This is a genomic window from Oligella urethralis DSM 7531 (assembly GCF_000372065.1).
GTDB classification, from domain to species: Bacteria; Pseudomonadota; Gammaproteobacteria; order Burkholderiales; family Burkholderiaceae_B; genus Oligella; species Oligella urethralis.
Window position 1 is genome coordinate 26,586 of record NZ_AQVB01000008.1, and the last position, 17,830, is coordinate 44,415.

A 17,830-nucleotide genomic window follows, 5' to 3' on the forward strand; every position below is an offset into this window, starting at 1 on the left:
ATTTATGACAATGAGAACAGAGACGATTGCTACGGAAGCGACTGCTTATGATTCAATCATTGTCGGCGCAGGTGTGGCCGGTGTTACCTGTGCTGTTTGGCTTAAACGCATGGGCTGTTCGGTGTTGTTGTTAGAGGCGACAGAGCAGGTTGGCGGTATGTGTGCGCGTAATCCCTTTATGGATGAGTGGAATCCTACCGCACCAGGGCTTAGCGGTAAGGAGGTTGCAGCTAATTTAGTGCATAGTTTAGCCGCAGCCGAGATTGAGGTGCAGTTGCAGCATCAGGTGCAGTCGGTTGAGTCTACGGCGGAGGGCTTTAGGCTACAAGTCGTTGCGTCAACTCAGCAGCAAGTATATGTTAGGGCTAAAAAGCTGGTGGTTGCTACTGGTGTGGATTATAAAGTGCCCGCAGAATGTGTTGGTCAGTCATTTGATGATGTGTTGATTGGCGCAGGCGCTCGCTTAAATAATTACGATTTTAAAGCGAAGCGCGTTGCGGTATTAGGGGGTGGGGACAATGCCTTAGAAAATGCGGTCTTTGCCCTAAACCGTGGCGCAGCCTCAGTACATGTGTATGCCAGAACCTTGCGTGGACAAAGCCATTGGTTAACGCGTTTAAAGGCTGAGCAAATAAGCGTGGGAGACTATGACTTTGATCCACAACAGAAAAAAGTCGCTCAGCAGTTTTATGATGTGGTTTTGGTATTTTATGGCTATGAGCCTCAAGCCCAATGGCTCAAGGGGCTACCCATTGACCTTGATGATAAAGGCTACATTGAGGTGGATTTTCGTACGGCACAAACGGCGGTGCCCTCTTTGTATGCTATTGGCGAGGTCACACGAAGGCAGCATCCTTGTGTGGTCACGGCGATGGCTGATGGGGTGACAGCGGCTAAGGCAATACAGCGGGCGTTGGATTTAGGGGTTTAGTGTGTGGCTTTGTGAAGCGCAGCACAGATGCTTGGCAAGGTATGGATAAAGCGCAAGCTTGGGCGGTGCAAAATATCCACATCAACGCTAATTAGCTGCTCGGCTTGCACAGTGAGACCAAGCTTTTGCAGGCGAGCTAGGACAGCAGCTTGGGCGAGTTGTTTGCCATTGGCTTGATCGCTGCGATAGCCGTGGATTATAAATTCTGGCCGCTTGACTAAGAGTGCTTCCGGATCGACTAAAAAACTGCTTTGCTTGATATCAGCAAAGATATTCTCAGCCTGACAGCCTTTAAGCGCTGCGCTAAGAAAGCTCTGATCGCTGATACTGTAGAGGGGTTGCTCAGCAATCAGAAAAAATACACTTTTGCCTTGACGACTTGCGTACGTGGCAGTCATCTCCCGCCAAGCCATTTCGAGCTGTTGAATTTTATCTTCGATGAGCGCTGCTTTTTGGGGATCCGTTTGTGCTAGGGCTAGCAGTTGACGCCAATCAGCAAAAAGTGCCGGCACGCTCTGTGGCTGAGAAATCCATAGTCTCATGCCGAGCTTGCGGGCGATTTTTTCAATGCTGACTGAGCTTGAGTAGCTTAATAAAATATCCGCACCATAGCGTAGCAGTAGCTCTTGATTGGGCTCCAAGCCAGAGCCAATGCGGGGTAGCTTTTTAGCTGCTGCTGGGTAGTTGCTATACGCATCCACCGCAACTAATTGCTGTTGCAGCTCTAAATCATACACCATCTCGGTCAGATGTGGTGCCAAGCTAATTAGCCGTGGAGGCGACTGTTCAAGCGCCCACGCCTTGGTGGTGAGAAAGAGTAAATTTAAGCTTAAAGTAATTAAGCAAAGCCATTGTTTTATCTGCATTGGATAAACTAAAAAAGCTGCTTATGGGAAGCTTAGATTTTACTCCCACTTAAAGCAGCTTTTGAAGGAACTAAGGAACAATTATTGCTTGGGCTGCCAACTTAGGTTGACAAAGACATTGCTGCCTTGGCCGCGATAGCCGTGACTTGGCGCATATTTTTTATCGAACACATTATTCCAATGAAGTTGTGCCGAGAATTCCTTGCTCAGTTGCGCTTTGGCAGATAAATTCACAATGCCATAACCGCCTAAACGCTTTTCAGGTGTGTTGTCCTTATCATCAAAGCGTGAGCCGATGTGCATAAACTCAGCGCCTAACTCAAAGCGTTCATAACGTTGTACTACACCAGCACGATAGACTTGACGCGCCCGACGTAATAAACGCTTTTTAGTGCTGTCATCCTTGTGATCCAAGAAGTCTGCACCTGCGTAAATTAGCGTAGTGCCAAAATCGTGGGAGGCATTTAGGCTGATACCACGAATGCTTGCTTTTTCCGTGTTACTGGTAGAAGCTGGGAACATGCTAAGGTCATAGGGATTGATCAAGTCACGGTACTTACTATGAAAAGCACGTAAACTGGCTGAGCTAGTCTCATTTTCAAAGCTAATATGGGCTTCGAGATTACGCGATTTTTCAGGTTTTAGCTCGGGGTTGCCCTTAAAGCCCCATTCAAGTGGTGCATAGAGATCATAAAAGCTTGGCATTCTAAAACCAGTATTTGCCGCCACCCCCACAGTGACTTCCTCTGTGATATCCAGGTCATACGCTAAGCTACCGGTCGTGCGAGCGCCATAATCTGTGTAGCGATCGTTTCGGATGCTTGCTTGCACATGATGACGATCCATAAAATGGCCTTGGTAAATCGCACCAAAGGAATTGGTGTTGCGTTTGTTTTTATCAAATTGGCTTGAAGAAGCAATGCGCTCTTTGTAGCCTTCATAAAACACGGAGATGATTTGATCAGGCGTGAGGCTGAAGTCATGCTGCCAGCTAAAACTATTTTGATAGTTGCGATTATTTGAGTCACCGAAAGGACCGTTGTTAAACATGGAGGTTTTCACAAAGCCATAGCGCAAGGTGCTCTGCCACCAATCGGTGATTTTATTGCTGTTGCTAACACCGTAAACCTGCTGACGCTGTTTGACATGGGCACCGACGGGATCAAATTGACCCGCATCATAATCCCCATTTAAATAACTATTAAAAAAGTGCACACCAATGCGTTGTTCAGGCGCCCAGGTCCAACCGAAGCTGCCACTTAGGCTATGTTGCTGATAACCGTCATCGTCCGGATGATAGCTAAAGACATTGTCTTTGGTGGTGGCATTATAACCATCGGATCTGGCATAAAGCGCATTGAGGCTGTAATCAAAGGTGCCATCAGCGCCTGAGAAGCCAGCGCCACTGCGGGCCGTACCCTGGCTGCCAAAGCCAATATCTGCATAGGGGCTAAAGTCGCGGATCTCACCAGGAGCCACTTCGGTCACTAAATTAACCACTCCGCCCATGGCACTTGAGCCCCATAAACTGCTGGCAGAACCACGAACCATCTCAACCCGCTCAAAGGCACGAGGATTGAGGGTGCCCCATGGGATACTGTTACCGCTCACCGGATTATTGATGCGGATACCGTTTAGCATAATCAAGTTTTGATCACCCCATGCACCGCGCATGGAAATACCTGATGTAGTCTGCGGACCGCCACTATCGTACATTTGGATGCCGGGTTGGCGTGCTAGCGTGCGCAAAATCGTAGCGTCAGTTGATTGACGTAGTTGCACGCCGTCAATCACTGAGATATCACCAATGGCACGATCGATGGTTTGGGCACTACGAGAAGCAATAACTACTAGCGGTGGTAATGGTTGAATTTCCGGCTGCGTATGTTGAGTGTCGGTGCTTTGTGCTGTTGCAGTAGATGTAAATACATAAGCGACAGCCAAGGCTGTCGTCAAGGAGGAGACTTTAAACATGAACAATCCTGTGAATGTGCGACCCCGCACATAATGATAAAAAACCAGGTAGATTGCGGGCTGGTATCGGGCTTGAAAAATTAGATAGGAGACAAATTAATCATTACCGTTGCGGGGGCAGCACAGTTTTGCTCAGTTCCTAAAGGAGTGGGTGGAGTATGAGCATCCTGTTTCCCATTTAACTTACGCAGCGACAGAATGGTGTTCTATTTAGCCGTAAGCACCCATCAATCCTGCAAGTATTGTAACAAAAATTCATTTTTTTATTAGGCGAGGGCTCATAATTAGGGGCTTTCGCCTAATAAGTGGTGTTTAAAAGCAACAAAATGTTATCAGCTCACACCAGCCCAAACTGCTTTTAAAGCGCCGTGCCTTTAGCATCAAGTGTGTGAGACGAAGTCTAGGCCGTGTTTAGTGAAGCGGGCTGACGTATAATATAAGACTTTATTTTTCTTTGTTTTAAAGGGTTTGTCGTGTCTTATCCAACCTTGCCTTATCCAATCGATTCTTATACACATGGGGCGGAGTTTGCCCGTCGTCTCAGCGGCGATGATATTTTGCTGCTGGATGGGGCGATGGGAACGATGATTCAGACCTACAAACTGGGTGAGCAGGATTTTCGGGGCGAGCGTTTTGCCGATCATCATAAGGATGTAAAGGGTAATAACGAGCTACTTTCTCTGGTGCGTCCAGATATTATCGCTGCCATTCATGAGCAGTATTTAGCGGCTGGCGCAGATATTATCAGTACCAATACCTTTGGTGCGACGCGCGTGGCGCAGGGTGATTATGATTTGCCAGAGATTGCTTATGAGTTGAATAAGGCCTCGGCTGAGTTGGCCAAGGCCGCCGTGTTGAAATACAGCACCCCAGAGCAACCCCGTTTTGTGGCGGGCGCCTTAGGACCGCAGCCTAAGACTGCTTCCATTTCCCCCGATGTGAATGACCCCGGTGCGCGTAATATCACCTTCGACCAATTAAGAGATGCCTATACGGAGCAGCTCCATGGCTTACTTGATGGCGGAATTGATATTGTTTTATTAGAAACAATTTTCGATACGCTGAATGCCAAAGCCGCTATTTTTGCGGTTGAGACGGTGTTTGAAGAACGTGGTGTGCGCTTGCCTGTGATGATTTCCGGTACGGTGACCGATGCTTCTGGTCGTATTCTTTCCGGTCAAACGGTTGAGGCCTTCTGGAACTCCGTGCGCCATGCGCGACCGCTGACCATCGGCTTAAACTGTGCCTTAGGCGCCGCCCTGATGCGCCCTTATGTGGCGGAGCTGGCTAAGATCTGCGGTACCTATATCTGTGTTTATCCTAATGCCGGTCTGCCAAACCCCATGTCTGAAACCGGTTTTGACGAGACGCCCGATGTGACCTCCTCCTTACTTAGGGAGTTTGCAGAGGCGGGCTTTGTTAACGTGGTTGGCGGCTGTTGCGGTACCACACCTGAGCATATTACTGCCATTCGGGAGCAAGTACGTGGTGTGCCGGCACGCAAGGTGCCAGAGATTCCAATTAAGACGCGTTTGTCCGGTTTGGAGCCCTTAAATATTGATGAAGACAGCTTATTTGTCAACGTCGGGGAGCGGACTAACGTAACTGGCTCCAAGGCTTTTTTACGCTTGATTCGCGAGGAGAAATACGACGAAGCCTTAGCGGTGGCGCGCCAGCAGGTGGAAAATGGGGCGCAGATTATTGATATTAATATGGACGAGGCCATGCTAGATGCTAAGCAATGCATGGTGCGTTTTCTGAATCTCATCGCTTCGGAACCAGATATCTCACGGGTGCCGATTATGATCGATTCTTCCAAATGGGAGGTGATTGAGGCCGGCCTGAAGTGTATTCAAGGCAAAGCGGTCGTTAACTCGATCTCCATGAAAGAGGGGGTGGAGGAGTTTAAAGCGCATGCAAAATTATGTATGCGCTATGGTGCTGCCGTGGTGGTGATGGCATTTGATGAGCAGGGTCAGGCCGATAATTTGCAACGGCGTATCGAGATTTGCGAAAGAGCCTATCGGATCCTGGTTGATGAAGTCGGTTTTGCACCGGAAGATATTATTTTCGACCCCAATGTCTTTGCCATTGCCACTGGGCTAGAAGAGCATAATCGCTACGCCATGGACTTTATCGAAGGGGTGAAGTGGATTCATGAGAATCTGCCGCATGCACGTATTTCCGGTGGTATTTCCAATGTCAGTTTTTCGTTCCGTGGTAATGAAGTGATGCGTGAAGCCATTCATACCGTCTTTTTATACTATGCCATTCGTGAGGGATTGACCATGGGCATTGTTAACGCCGGTATGTTGGGCGTGTATGCCGAGTTGGATCAGCTCACCCGTGATTTGGTTGAGGATGTGATTTTTAATCGCAGTGAGCCGGTAGGTAAAACCGATCCGCATGATACCCGAACTAATACTGAACGTCTGGTGGAGCATGCTGAAAGCGTGCGCGGCAATGTCGTGCGTAAAGAGGAGGATCTGAGTTGGCGTGAAGCGCCAGTGCGTCAGCGCCTGATTCACGCCATGGTTCATGGCATCACAACCTATATTGTTGAAGACACAGAAGAAGTTCGTCAGGAAATTACCAATGCCGGCGGTCGTCCGATTGAGGTGATCGAAGGGCCGTTAATGGACGGCATGAATATTGTGGGTGATTTGTTCGGCGACGGTAAAATGTTCCTACCACAGGTGGTCAAGTCGGCCCGTGTGATGAAGGAAGCAGTGGCGCATTTGGTACCTTTTATTGAGGAGGAAAAGCGCCAGATTGAAGCGGCCGGAGGTGATGTACGCGCCAAGGGTAAAATTGTAATTGCTACGGTCAAGGGCGATGTACACGATATTGGTAAAAATATTGTGGACGTGGTACTGCAGTGTAATAACTTCGACGTGGTGAATATGGGCGTGATGGTACCCGCTGCCGATATTCTTAATAAGGCCAAAGAGGTCAATGCAGATATTGTTGGTCTGTCCGGTCTGATCACCCCCAGTCTTGAGGAAATGCAGTTTGTGGCGGCGGAAATGCAACGCGACCCTTATTTTACGGAGCGCAAAATTCCTTTAATGATTGGCGGTGCTACCACTAGCCGTGTACATACCGCAGTTAAAATCGCCCCGAATTATGAGGGACCAGTGATCTATGTGCCGGATGCCAGCCGTTCGGTGGGTGTTTGTACGGCTCTGGTGTCTGATGACGTGGATAGCTTTGTCGAAAAACTCGACCAGGAATATGAACAGGTGCGTCAGCGTCATGCGAATCGCAAGGCTAATCCTCTGATTTCCATTGAAGAAGCGCGGGCGAATCGGGTTGCCATCGATTGGAGCAATTACACCCCACCTAAGCCGAAGTTTATTGGCCGTCGTGAGATCGTGAATTTTGATTTAGCGGAGATTGTAAAGTACTTTGACTGGGGACCGTTCTTTAATTCGTGGGGGCTTTTCGGTAAGTACCCAGCCATTCTAGAGGATGAGGTCGTGGGCAAAGAGGCGCAAGAGCTATTTGCAAATGCCCAAGTCATGCTTAAAAAAATCATTGACGGTCGCTGGTTGACAGCCAGTGGCGTGGTAGGCTTTTATCCTGCCAATTCGATTAATGATGACGATATTGAGCTGTATACGGATGAGTCTCGTTCTGAGGTACTACTGACTTGGCGCAATCTACGTTCTCAAGGCAAAAAGCGTACTGGTATCGCTAATAAATGCTTAGCGGATTATATTGCCCCTAAGGCGAGCGGTGTCCAAGACTATATTGGCATGTTTGCCGTTACCGGTGGTTTGGGTATTGAAAAGCATGTTGCACGGTTTGAGGCCGAGGGCGATGATTATTCATCGATTATGATTAAGGCGCTAGCCGATCGCTTTGCCGAGGGCTTGGCGGAGGCCTTACACCATCGTGTACGTACCGATCTCTGGGGCTATGTGCCGGATGAGCACTTAGATAATCAAGCCTTGATTGATGAGAAGTATCAAGGCATACGGCCAGCGCCTGGCTATCCAGCCTGTCCTGAGCATACGGTCAAAGCGGCAATGTTTGAGGTGCTGGCGCCTGAGCATATCGGTATGCAACTCACTGAGAGTTATGCGATGATTCCAGCTTCTAGTGTGTCTGGTTTTTATTTTAGTCACCCCGAGTCTTCATACTTTAATGTGGGCACCATTGGTGATGATCAGTTGCATGATTATGCTGAACGTTGCAATATCTCTCTTGGACAAGCAAAACGTCAGCTTAGCAGCGTGCTTGAGTAGAGTTTAGCTTTAATCGATAAGGGGGGGGTAACATGGCGCGTTTTGGTTCACTCAAACAAAAGGAATTAGGCGATTTTCTGCGTCAGGCGCGAGCTAAGGTGACTCCCGGTATGGCGGGGCTACCCAATTATGGGCGCCGTCGCACGCCGGGACTACGGCGTGAGGAGGTGGCTCAATTAAGCGGCATCAGTGTGACATGGTACACCTGGATTGAGCAGGGTCGTGACTTGAGAGTGTCGGCTGAGGTTTGGTCGGCACTAGCTGATGCGCTGCATTTAAACCCGGTGGAACGAGCCTATTTATTTCAACTCGCTGAGCAAAGTGATCCGGATCGGGAAAAGGCCTCCGCCGGTAGTTTGCCATTGTTCTTGGCGGATTCGGTGCAACAGATAAGCACACCTGCCTATATTCTGGATAGGTATTGGAATATTCTTTATTTTAATCCGCAGTTAGACGATCTGTTTGCTAACTGGCCTAGCTGTCAGGTGGGAAGCGCTGCGAATTTGCTGCGTTTTATTTTCTTAGAGCCCCAGGCGCGCCATATTATCGTCGATTGGGAGGAACGGGCGCGGCGTTCAGTGGCCGAGCTACGTGCTGATATTGCGCCTTTTATGGAAGAAAATGAGGTGCGAGAGTTTCTCGACAGCTTTAGCAGTCTCAGTGAGGAATTTGCTCAGTTTTGGGGGCAGCGTGCGGTGCAAGCCAGAGAGGGTGGCAGTCGCAGCTTTAATCATCCGCAATTAGGTGAGTTAAGCTTTGAACAACTCACCTTCAGACTGGCCACGCATCTGGACTATAAATTAGTGATGTTAATTAAGCACTCATAAGCTACCGCTTGAGATAGGACTTGACACCTTCGTCGCATGCTGCAACATGAGGGGCTAGCTCTTAACTAGGAGCTCCATACCGGTGCCCGCTTTTGAATAAAGGCATCAATGCCTTCGGCTACATCATCCTCCATCATATTTTGTGCCATTACCTCGCTCGCATAGGCATAAGCCTCGGCGAGCGGCATCTCAAGTTGCTGATAAAACATGCGTTTGCCATAACGAACCGCAGCATTGCTTTTGGCGACAATATCATCGACTAAACTCTGTACCCGTGCGTCAAGCTCGGCGGGTGTTACTACGTCATTAATCAGCCCCCACCGTTGAGCGCTGTGGGCATCAATAAAGCGTCCGGTAAAGAGCATTTCAAAGGCTTGCTTAGTTGGTACATTACGACTTAATGGCACCGCCGGGGTAGAGCAAAAGAGACCGACATTGATCCCCGATACGGCAAACTTCGCCGTGTCCGCACTTATCGCTAAATCACACGCCGCCACTAATTGACAACCGGCAGCGGTGGCAATGCCTTGTACCTTAGCAATGACGGGGACTGGCAAAGCACGAATTAGCTGCATTAACTGACCGCAGCGAGTAAATAGCTCACGGTAGTAATTTAAATCGGGTTTGCTGCGCATCTCCTTAAGATCGTGCCCGGCACAAAAAGCTCGACCCTGCGCCTCAATCACCACGCAACGTAGTGTCGTGTCCTCCTGCAAGGGTGCTAAGTAGTCGATTAAAGCCTGTAGTAGCGCCTCGGATAAGGCATTAAACTGATGGGCTCGATTTAGGCTAATGGTGATCACGTCCTCTTCGCGACGGGTGAGGATCAGTGCTTGATCAGCGTTGGGCATATTGTCTCCTGGTGGCTGTTTTTATTCTTATAAGCATAGCATTTTCAAAAGCCTAGGGTAAATATCTGACTGCGGCCAAGGCTGCCTAATTTGGTAGAATAGCCCATCTTTTATAGGATTTAGAATGTTGGATGAATTATGCCTAATCAATTAAAGAATCCCGCACAACAGGGTGGATGGGCCGAGCTCTTGGGTGGTCGCAACGGTTTAAGAGCGATTGCACTGTGCGGGGGCGTGGCGGTGCATGCGATTAATGTCTATATCGTCACCACGATTATGCCTTCGGTGGTGCGAGATATTGGTGGGATTGATTACTACGCATGGAATACCTCCTTATTTGTGGCGGCATCGATTATTGGCTCTACCGTGGCCGTACGCCTGATGGAGCGCTTGGGTTTACGTTCTGCTTATTTGCTGAGCATTTTTGTGTTTATCTTGGGTTCTATCTTGGCGGCGCTTGCGCCCAGCATGCCTTTTCTGCTGTGTGGCCGCACTATCCAAGGCTTGGGTGGTGGCGTGATGCTTGGGCTCAGCTATGCTTCGGTGCGCTTGGTCTTTGCAGCACATTTATGGTCCCGTGCTATGGCATTGATCTCAACCATGTGGGGTGTGTCGACCCTAACCGGTCCCGCCGTCGGTGGTTTATTTGCCGAGCACGGTGCCTGGCGCCTAGCACTCTGGTCAACCGTGCCAATCGCCTTGGTTGTAGCTTGCTTGGTGTTAAGCCAAGTGCCCCAGCGAACGGTCGCCATGGATGTGCATACAAAAAGCGAGTTGCCTTTGCTTAAGATTCTGTTGTTGAGCCTTTCCGTGATTATTCTGTCCTTGGGCAGTTTAGGCGATTCGTGGTTACTTAGAATACCGGTGTTATTGGCGGTGGGCCTGATTTTGTTTTTTATTGCACGCAGTGACTTAACAGGGGATAAGCCTTTATTTCCCACTGCACTGTATTCTTGGAAGCATCCCGTAGGGGCGTTGTTTGCAGGCGTGCTGCTACTTAGTATGGGGGTGACCACCGAGGTTTTTATCCCGTACTTTTTGGAGAATATTCATGGCCTGCGTCCCTTATTCGCTGGCTATATGGCAGCATCGATGTCTGCGGCGTGGACAGTAGGTACGCTCAGTACGGCATCTAAGTCGAGCCAGACGGTTAATAAGCTACTGTTTTATAGCCCTTTACTTTCCGCTACCTCTTTATTCATTTTAGGCTTGTTGATGCCTTGGCAAGCACTGAGTAGCGAATGGCATTTGGTCGACTTATTAATTATTCCTTTATTTGGTATTGGCTTAGGGGTGGGCATGTCTTGGTCGCATATCTTGGCGCGTATTTTAATGGCTGCCGATAAAGGGCAGGAGAATCAGACCTCGAGTGCCATTACCACGGTGCAATTGTATGCAGTCTCTTTGGGTACGGCCTTGGGTGGCATGATTGTAGCAATGGCAGGTTTTAATCGGGGCGACTTAGCCGGCACCCAATCAGCCTCGGCTGCGTTATTGCTGAGTTTTGCGGTACTGCCTTTGGTGTTTGTGATGCTCTCTAAAGCGGCCCGCACAGGCTTTAAGTAGGCGCTGTGGGAATAGTTACAATTACTTAAGGTTGAATGCTTTAAGCTTTGATAATATGAGAGGATTCAATTACCGGAAGGGTAATTTAAAAGTCTGCGTAATGCTATTTTATGGTTACAAGGATTTCACCATATGAGACTAGGAGAAATAGGATGAAAATCAAATCAATGCGTTTAGGTGGTATGGTTTTAGCAGCGACCTTAGTGGCTGGTTGTGCCACTCAAGGTGGTCAGACAGCAGCGGGTGCTGGTGTGGGTGCTGCCGTGGGGGCTGGTTTGGGCGCACTGATCGGTGATAGCTCCAAAGCGGCTGGTATTGGTGCCGGTATCGGTGCTGTAGCAGGTGGTATTGTTGGTTATAACTGGGATCGTCTGCGTGGCAATATCAACAAAGCCGGCGGTCAAGAGTTAGGTATTACAACGACTCAGATGCCTGACGGTAGTCTCAAGGTGTATATCCCTGAAAATGCTACTTTTGATATCGGTAAATACGATCTTAAGGCGGATTTATATCCTGTCTTAAACCAAGTTGCTGCTGAGATGAATACCCATCAGCAATTGCGTGTGAAGTCCGTTGGTCACACCGATAGCACGGGTTCGGTTTCAATTAACCAGCCACTATCTAATAACCGCGCTTCTGCAGTGACGAATTACTTGACCAGTCAGGGCGTAGATCAAGGGCGTATGATGGTTGAGGGTCGCGCTGCCAACGATCCAATTGCGTCTAATGATACCGCCGAGGGTCGTCGTATGAACCGTCGTGTTGAATTGTTCTTGTATGCGGTTGAATAAGCGTCGCTGAGTTAATCGCATAATACTAAGCAGAGCCTAGGTGCTCTGCTTTTTTAATGACCGCAAACTATTTCTCCCTGTCGCTGAAAAAAATAACGTTGCTGGATAATGTGCGCTTGAGGGTCAAAACTGCGTTCAGCGAGAAAGCTGCTACCATCCTTGAAGATTAAAACAATGCTTGAGCTACGGGTGCCGTAATCTGGGTTGATAATAAAGGGGCTGCTGAGCAGTTGTTCAAGTTCCTTAGTAATACCGGTTTGAGGTAGTCGCTCCGGTGCAGCTTGCTGCGTATCTGCCAAGCGCGCAAATACCTCCCCCGTAAAATCACGAACGAAGCTGCTCTGAGGCTCGTGAAAATCATGAGGGCGAAGTGCTGATACATCCACCTGCGCTAAGCTTTTGCCAAGGGCCTCTGTCTTGGGCCATGGGGTGTATAAATTGGCGTTGGAGAGGGTGTAACTACCCGCTTTGAGGGGGTGTAAATGCTGCTTGTGGGAGCAGGTATCTGCTGCAATAAGGGCGTAATTGCTTAAGTAATAAAGTGCTTTAGCATCACCGAAGATCAGATTAAAGCCATTGTAGCTGTCTAAGGGGCCTTGCTTCTGAAGCCACTGCGCTAAGGGATCTGCATCGTGCCAATGCGCTGGATCTGCCGCATGATGTCGCAGGGCATTAAGTACTAAAGCACCACGACTAGTCGCGGTGCTTTTGAGCGCCATGGGATGGCGAATATTGGTAATTAATGCGGCACCGCCTTGGCGATTCATACCTAACCACGTACCACCGGCTTCTAAGTCGCGACCGGCAATGATCGTATCGTGATCTGGCCAGATATCGGCATAGGCCGTGGGACGACGGTGAAATTCATCGCGATTAGCCGCTATAAATAATGCAATCTCTTGCTCTGGTTGAAAGCGTAGATAGGCGATGCACATTTAATTAATACAAGACCTAGTGCTTGCCGTCGGCCTTAAGTAGTAGTTGGTAAATTTGATCCTTAAGTACAAGCTTTTCTTTTTTGAGCTTATCAATTTCTAAGTCTGCATGGATGGCCGTAGCCGCATTTTGCTCCATGCGAATGATCTTGTGATCAAGTTCGTTATGCTGATCGAATAGCTTTTCAAAGTGTGCATCTTCTTGGCGAAGCTTAGCGATTAGATCTCGATATTCAGGGAACATATGTTTATATCCTTTATGAAGAGTTAAAAGCCTGAATTGCTGTAGCAATTGTTAAAAACTAGGAAAGCACTGAAATGACTTGCTCAATCACCAGCACCTACCTATATTATCCATGAAAAAGGACTACCTGATGGTCGCTTCTGCCTCATAGTCAAGAATTTCCTGAATGGTGTTGTCAGGATTCATAATGGCCACTTTAGGGCGGTGATTTTTTGCTTCTTCGTCAGTCACATAGACGTAAGACATGATAATCACGACATCACCTTTTTGTACTAAACGAGCGGCGGCGCCATTAAGGCAAATTACACGACTACCGCGCTCGCCCTCAATGACATAGGTTTCTAAACGAGCGCCGTTGTTATTGTTCACAATGGCGACTTTTTCATTGGCTAATAGACCCACAGCATCCATGATGTCGCGATCGATAGTCACGGAGCCGATATAGTTTAAGTCGGCTTCGGTCACCACAGCGCGGTGGATTTTGCTGTTCATCATAATACGCATCATAGTTTTCTCTGATTTAAGTTAATTACTTGGAGCTAAGGTGTGCGCTGAGGGGCTGGTTAAAATCCGGCGTCTTTGCCTTGTATCGAAACCTGTCGCCGATACTCGGGCTTAATCAAGCATTGATTTAAAGCGGCGGCTAAACTGTCGCTTGATATTGCTCGTTAAACCGCTCTGGTACGGCTTCTCGGGCAAGTAAAGCTGCCCCAGCGCTGATGGATAAAGCGTGATATTGTAAGGCATTCATTATACAAATGTTTTTAAAAGCTTGCTTAAAAAGCTAAAATAACCACAGTTCGAGATTTTTACTGTTTTTGATTAGGATGTATTATGCAAATTAGTGAGGATAACATCACCCTTATACGCCCAGACGATTGGCATCTGCACTTAAGAGATGGTGAGGCATTGGCTCATGTGGTGGCAGACACCGCTAAGCAGATTAAACGCGCTGTGATTATGCCGAATCTGGTACCACCGGTCACCACCACGGCGCAGGCGCAAGCCTATCATCAGCGTATTATGCAGGCCTTAGCAGACTCCCCAGATGCGCAGGCGGATCCCTCCTTATTAGGCTTTGAGCCCTTGATGACACTGTATTTGACAGATAACACCGCCGCCGAGGAGATTGTTCGGGCTAAGGCTTCTGGCTTAGTTTACGCAGTCAAGCTGTACCCAGCCGGCGCCACTACCAATTCTGACGCTGGCGTGACCGATCTGTTGGGGAATTGCTCTGCGGTGTTGGAACAGATGCAGCAACTCGGGATGCCATTATTAGTGCACGGTGAGGTCACTGATCCGACGATTGATGTATTTGATCGCGAGGCGGTCTTTATTGATCGGGTGATGCTGCCTTTGCGTCAACGCTTTCCTGAGTTAAAGGTGGTGTTTGAGCATATTACAACCAAAGAGGGGGCGCACTATGTGCGGGATGCAGAGGGGCCAGTAGCCGCCACGATCACGCCGCAACACCTACTGTATAACCGCAATGCTATTTTTACTAATGGTTTGCAGCCACATTATTACTGTCTGCCAGTTTTAAAGCGTGAGGTGCATCGACAAGCGCTGGTAGAAGCGGCGACTAGCGGTTCAGGACGCTTTTTTATGGGCACCGACAGTGCGCCCCATGCGCGCGGTCTGAAGGAGCAGAGTGGTGGTTGTGCGGGTTGTTATTCGGCACTGCATGCCCTGGAGCTTTATGCGCAGGCATTTGATATGGCTGGCAAACTTGAGCAGTTAGAGGGATTCACCAGTCTGTATGGTGCGGATTTTTACGGTTTAGCACGTAATACCGAGACCATTAGCTTAAAGCGTCAAGCCTTTGAGGTGCCGACGTATCTACCCTATGTTAATGGTGATACCCTCGTGCCATTGGCTGCAGGTACCACCTTAAACTGGACCTTTGAAGCTTAACAACTCGTTCTCGGAGTAGTAAATGACAGCAGATGCGAAGCGCATGGTGGATTTGCAGCAGGCAGCGGCGGTGGATGCCTATTTTTATCAGCATTTAATTGCCCAAGATAGTTTATTGGCGGAGGTGTTGGAGCGCTCAAAGCAGCACCCGATCCCTTTTGTTCATGTGTCACCTACACAGGGTAAGTTATTAAAGCTCTTAGTGCAGATGATGGCCGCCAAGCGGGTCTTAGAGATTGGTACCTTAGCCGCTTATAGCACCATTTGGATGGGCTTGGCATTGCCCGAGGACGGTAAAATCATCACCTTAGATTATGATGCAAAGCATGTGGCGATTGCGCGTGACAATATTGCATTTGCGGGAATGAGCGATAAAATCGAGGTACTTGAGGGGCCCGCAGCCGATACCTTGCAGCGTCTAATCGATGAGGGCTGTGAACCCTTTGATTTTGTGTTTATTGATGCTGATAAGGGGAATAATCCACGTTATTTGGAGCTGTGTTTACAGCTGTCGCGACCGGGGACGGTGATTATCGGGGATAATGTCGTGCGTCATGGTAAGGTAATCGATGAAAACGCACGCGGGTCTAATATCAAGGGGCTACGTAGCTTTTTTGAGTTGATGAGTCAGCATCCGCAGCTTGATGCGACCGCCATACAGACGGTGGGTGCAAAGAGCTGGGATGGCTTTTCAATGGCTATTGTGAAATAAGCGCATAGGCCATCGCTTAGTTGCTTGTTTTGCTCTCAAGCAATTCCCAACGTTCAAATAGCGTGTCCAGTTCATCGCTTAGTTGTAGCAACTCCTCTTGAATGGCTTGTGCTTTGGCTGAGCCCTCGGCATAGGTATCCGGGTGGCTCAGTTGCTCTGATAATTGGGCTTGCTTAGCCTCAAGTGCTGCAATTTTTTCGGGTAGTTGGTCTAGCTCTTTTTGTTCCCAAGGGCTGATGCGATTGCTGCGTGCGCTGCGTGGCTTAGGCGCTTCCTTGGGTTTGTCTTTAGCTAGCTCAGCCTGAATGCTTGGCTGCGTCTTGGCTTTATCTTTGCTCGCTGCGGTGGCTCTGGCGGCAGCGCTTTGCTCCAACCAGTCCTCATAGCCGCCCACGTAGTCGCGCCAATGACCATCACCCTCATAAGCAATGGTTTGTGTCACTACATTATCCAAAAAGCTGCGGTCATGACTAACGAGTAGGACGGTGCCATTAAAGTCCTGAATCAGCTCCTCTAGTAGCTCTAGGGTTTCAATATCTAAGTCATTGGTGGGTTCATCCATGACTAAGACATTGGCGGGGCGTGCAAAGAGTCGCGCCATCAGGAGACGCGCTCGCTCGCCACCGGAGAGGCTGCTAACTGGAGATTGCGCACGTGCCGGTGGGAATAAAAAATCACCTAAGTAGCTCATCACATGCTGGCGCTTATCGCCAATCTCAACCCATTCGCTACCAGGATTGATCACTTCGGTGAGCTTGGCATTTTCATCTAATTGCTCACGCATTTGGTCAAAGTAGGCGATATTAAGATTGGTGCCGAGCTTTACCGTGCCTGCGGTGGGCTCTAAACGGCCCAAGATGATTTTGAGGAGGGTGGTTTTACCGACACCGTTGGGACCGATTAGGCCGATACGGTCACCGCGCAAAATCGTGGTGCTATAGCCCTTGATCACTTCCTTGTCACCAAAACGATGCGAGATATGCTCTAATTCGGCAACGATTTTGCCGGAGCGATCGCCGGCATCAATGGCAAAGTTCACCTTGCCTTGTACTTCGCGGCGAGCCTGACGCTCGACTCTAAGTGCCTTAAGGCGACGTACCCGACCCTCGTTACGCGTACGTCTTGCCTCAATGCCTTTGCGAATCCAGACTTCCTCCTGCGCTAGAAACTTATCAAAACGCTCTTGCGCCTTGGCTTCGGCAGCGAGCCACTCGGCTTTATGTTCCTGCCAGCGACTAAAGTTACCAGGAAAACTCAATAATTGACCGCGGTCCAACTCAACAATGCGATTAGTGACATTATCCAAAAAGCGACGGTCGTGAGTAATGATCATGCAGCTGATGCCGCTACTTTTAAGCTGTTGTTCTAACCAGGCAATGCCTTCAAAGTCTAGATGGTTTGTCGGTTCATCCAGCAGCACTAGGTCCGCTTGTTCAACAATGGCGCGCGCTAAGGCAATACGCTTACGGGTGCCGCCCGATAAGCCAGCAATTTTAGCTTCGGGGTTGAGACCTAATTCATCAATAATCGCCTCGGCGCGGGAGGGCTTGGCCCAATCCTCGGTCGCTAAGTAATCACCAGCAATCGTATCAAGTACGGTTTTATCAGGATCTAAGTCCGGCTCTTGCTCTACCGTGATGACCTTAAGACCACCTTGGCGTTGGATCTCGCCATCATCAGCTTCGCTACGACCATCAATTAAACGCAGCAAGGAAGACTTACCGGCGCCATTGCGACCGATTAAGCCGATGCGCTCGCCTTCAGCAATGATCAAGTCGACCTGGTCTAGCAGCGCATGATGACCATAGGATAGGCTGACGTTGATAAGGGAAATAAGGGCTTGTCCTGACATAAAGCGATGTATAAACAGTAAAAATTGCACAAAAGAAGCTAATATTATAGAGGAACTGCCATGTTTGCGTTAAAAACCAGGTCTTGCGCTGTGTGGCGTTGTTAGCCTGAGTTGTTG

Annotated in this window: 14 protein-coding genes and 1 riboswitch; of the genes, 7 read left to right on the top strand and 7 right to left on the bottom strand. The window is 48.9% G+C overall.

The genetic code is table 11. The annotated features are described in order from the left end of the window. The first annotated feature begins 10 nt into the window (after nt 1–10). Nucleotides 11–931, top strand: coding sequence for an NAD(P)/FAD-dependent oxidoreductase (locus tag A3GA_RS0106130; RefSeq protein WP_018026515.1), 921 nt, complete (start codon nt 11–13; stop codon nt 929–931). Here the strand turns inward: A3GA_RS0106130 and A3GA_RS0106135 are convergent. Further along, entirely contained in the window at nt 928–1,797 is an 870-nt protein-coding gene (locus A3GA_RS0106135; RefSeq protein WP_018026516.1) for an ABC transporter substrate-binding protein, read from the bottom strand. The genes A3GA_RS0106130 and A3GA_RS0106135 overlap by 4 nt on opposite strands. An 81-nt stretch (nt 1,798–1,878) precedes the next feature. After that, nucleotides 1,879–3,771, bottom strand: coding sequence for a TonB-dependent receptor plug domain-containing protein (locus A3GA_RS0106140; RefSeq protein WP_018026517.1), 1,893 nt, complete (start codon nt 3,769–3,771; stop codon nt 1,879–1,881). A gap of 41 nt (nt 3,772–3,812) precedes the next feature. Continuing rightward, a riboswitch (cobalamin riboswitch) is annotated at nt 3,813–4,015 on the bottom strand. A gap of 229 nt (nt 4,016–4,244) precedes the next feature. Between A3GA_RS0106140 and metH the strand changes: the two genes are divergently transcribed. Together metH and A3GA_RS0106150 are read left to right on the top strand one after the other, a co-directional pair. Then, nucleotides 4,245–8,021, top strand: coding sequence for a methionine synthase (metH, locus tag A3GA_RS0106145; RefSeq protein ID WP_018026518.1), 3,777 nt, complete (start codon nt 4,245–4,247; stop codon nt 8,019–8,021). A 32-nt stretch (nt 8,022–8,053) separates the two neighbouring features. Beyond that, nucleotides 8,054–8,848, top strand: coding sequence for a helix-turn-helix transcriptional regulator (locus tag A3GA_RS0106150; protein WP_018026519.1), 795 nt, complete (start codon nt 8,054–8,056; stop codon nt 8,846–8,848). Between the two features lie 65 nt (nt 8,849–8,913). Here the strand turns inward: A3GA_RS0106150 and A3GA_RS0106155 are convergent, their stop codons facing one another. Next, entirely contained in the window at nt 8,914–9,699 is a 786-nt protein-coding gene (locus A3GA_RS0106155; RefSeq protein WP_018026520.1) for an enoyl-CoA hydratase, read from the bottom strand. A 138-nt stretch (nt 9,700–9,837) separates the two neighbouring features. Here A3GA_RS0106155 and A3GA_RS0106160 point away from each other — a divergent pair, with 138 nt between their 5' ends. Together A3GA_RS0106160 and A3GA_RS0106165 are read left to right on the top strand one after the other, a co-directional pair. After that, nucleotides 9,838–11,265 carry an MFS transporter gene (locus A3GA_RS0106160; protein ID WP_018026521.1) on the top strand — a complete coding sequence of 476 codons (1,428 nt, stop codon included), beginning with the start codon at nt 9,838–9,840 and terminating at the stop codon, nt 11,263–11,265. Nucleotides 11,266–11,417: 152 nt separating this feature from the next. Then, nucleotides 11,418–12,056 carry a YiaD family glycine zipper/OmpA-like lipoprotein gene (locus tag A3GA_RS0106165; RefSeq protein WP_018026522.1) on the top strand — a complete coding sequence of 213 codons (639 nt, stop codon included), beginning with the start codon at nt 11,418–11,420 and terminating at the stop codon, nt 12,054–12,056. Between the two features lie 53 nt (nt 12,057–12,109). Here A3GA_RS0106165 and A3GA_RS0106170 read toward each other — a convergent pair whose 3' ends face one another. The 3 genes from A3GA_RS0106170 to panD all read right to left on the bottom strand — a co-directional run bounded on the left by A3GA_RS0106170 (nt 12,110) and on the right by panD (nt 13,742). Continuing rightward, nucleotides 12,110–12,991, bottom strand: coding sequence for an NRDE family protein (locus A3GA_RS0106170; RefSeq protein ID WP_018026523.1), 882 nt, complete (start codon nt 12,989–12,991; stop codon nt 12,110–12,112). A gap of 16 nt (nt 12,992–13,007) precedes the next feature. Then, the gene (locus tag A3GA_RS0106175) at nt 13,008–13,235 is read right to left on the bottom strand and encodes an HP1242/YdcH family protein (RefSeq protein ID WP_018026524.1); all 228 of its coding nucleotides are present in this window, start codon (nt 13,233–13,235) and stop codon (nt 13,008–13,010) included. 123 nt (nt 13,236–13,358) lie between these two features. Next, nucleotides 13,359–13,742, bottom strand: a complete 384-nt coding sequence (panD, locus tag A3GA_RS0106180) for an aspartate 1-decarboxylase (RefSeq protein WP_018026525.1) — start codon at nt 13,740–13,742, stop codon at nt 13,359–13,361. A 327-nt stretch (nt 13,743–14,069) separates the two neighbouring features. Here panD and pyrC point away from each other — a divergent pair, with 327 nt between their 5' ends. Then, a complete protein-coding gene (gene pyrC, locus A3GA_RS0106190; RefSeq protein WP_018026526.1) occupies nt 14,070–15,149 on the top strand; it encodes a dihydroorotase in 1,080 nt (359 codons plus the stop codon). Nucleotides 15,150–15,171: 22 nt separating this feature from the next. Then, nucleotides 15,172–15,861 carry an O-methyltransferase gene (locus tag A3GA_RS0106195; RefSeq protein WP_018026527.1) on the top strand — a complete coding sequence of 230 codons (690 nt, stop codon included), beginning with the start codon at nt 15,172–15,174 and terminating at the stop codon, nt 15,859–15,861. A gap of 16 nt (nt 15,862–15,877) precedes the next feature. Here A3GA_RS0106195 and A3GA_RS0106200 read toward each other — a convergent pair whose 3' ends face one another. Further along, nucleotides 15,878–17,713, bottom strand: a complete 1,836-nt coding sequence (locus A3GA_RS0106200; protein ID WP_018026528.1) for an ATP-binding cassette domain-containing protein — start codon at nt 17,711–17,713, stop codon at nt 15,878–15,880. Between the last annotated feature and the right edge of the window lie 117 nt (nt 17,714–17,830).

Bases quoted from the DNA above. Each gene is read 5' to 3' on its own strand.
- A3GA_RS0106200 (WP_018026528.1), bottom strand. From the start codon at position 17,713: ATGTCAGGACAAGCCCTTATTTCCCTTATCAACGTCAGCCTATCCTAT.
- panD (WP_018026525.1), bottom strand. From the start codon at position 13,742: ATGATGCGTATTATGATGAACAGCAAAATCCACCGCGCTGTGGTGACC.
- A3GA_RS0106140 (WP_018026517.1), bottom strand. From the start codon at position 3,771: ATGTTTAAAGTCTCCTCCTTGACGACAGCCTTGGCTGTCGCTTATGTA.
- A3GA_RS0106195 (WP_018026527.1), top strand. From the start codon at position 15,172: ATGACAGCAGATGCGAAGCGCATGGTGGATTTGCAGCAGGCAGCGGCG.
- A3GA_RS0106165 (WP_018026522.1), top strand. From the start codon at position 11,418: ATGAAAATCAAATCAATGCGTTTAGGTGGTATGGTTTTAGCAGCGACC.
- A3GA_RS0106130 (WP_018026515.1), top strand. From the start codon at position 11: ATGAGAACAGAGACGATTGCTACGGAAGCGACTGCTTATGATTCAATC.
- A3GA_RS0106160 (WP_018026521.1), top strand. From the start codon at position 9,838: ATGCCTAATCAATTAAAGAATCCCGCACAACAGGGTGGATGGGCCGAG.
- A3GA_RS0106150 (WP_018026519.1), top strand. From the start codon at position 8,054: ATGGCGCGTTTTGGTTCACTCAAACAAAAGGAATTAGGCGATTTTCTG.
- A3GA_RS0106135 (WP_018026516.1), bottom strand. From the start codon at position 1,797: ATGCAGATAAAACAATGGCTTTGCTTAATTACTTTAAGCTTAAATTTA.
- A3GA_RS0106155 (WP_018026520.1), bottom strand. From the start codon at position 9,699: ATGCCCAACGCTGATCAAGCACTGATCCTCACCCGTCGCGAAGAGGAC.
- A3GA_RS0106175 (WP_018026524.1), bottom strand. From the start codon at position 13,235: ATGTTCCCTGAATATCGAGATCTAATCGCTAAGCTTCGCCAAGAAGAT.
- A3GA_RS0106170 (WP_018026523.1), bottom strand. From the start codon at position 12,991: ATGTGCATCGCCTATCTACGCTTTCAACCAGAGCAAGAGATTGCATTA.
- pyrC (WP_018026526.1), top strand. From the start codon at position 14,070: ATGCAAATTAGTGAGGATAACATCACCCTTATACGCCCAGACGATTGG.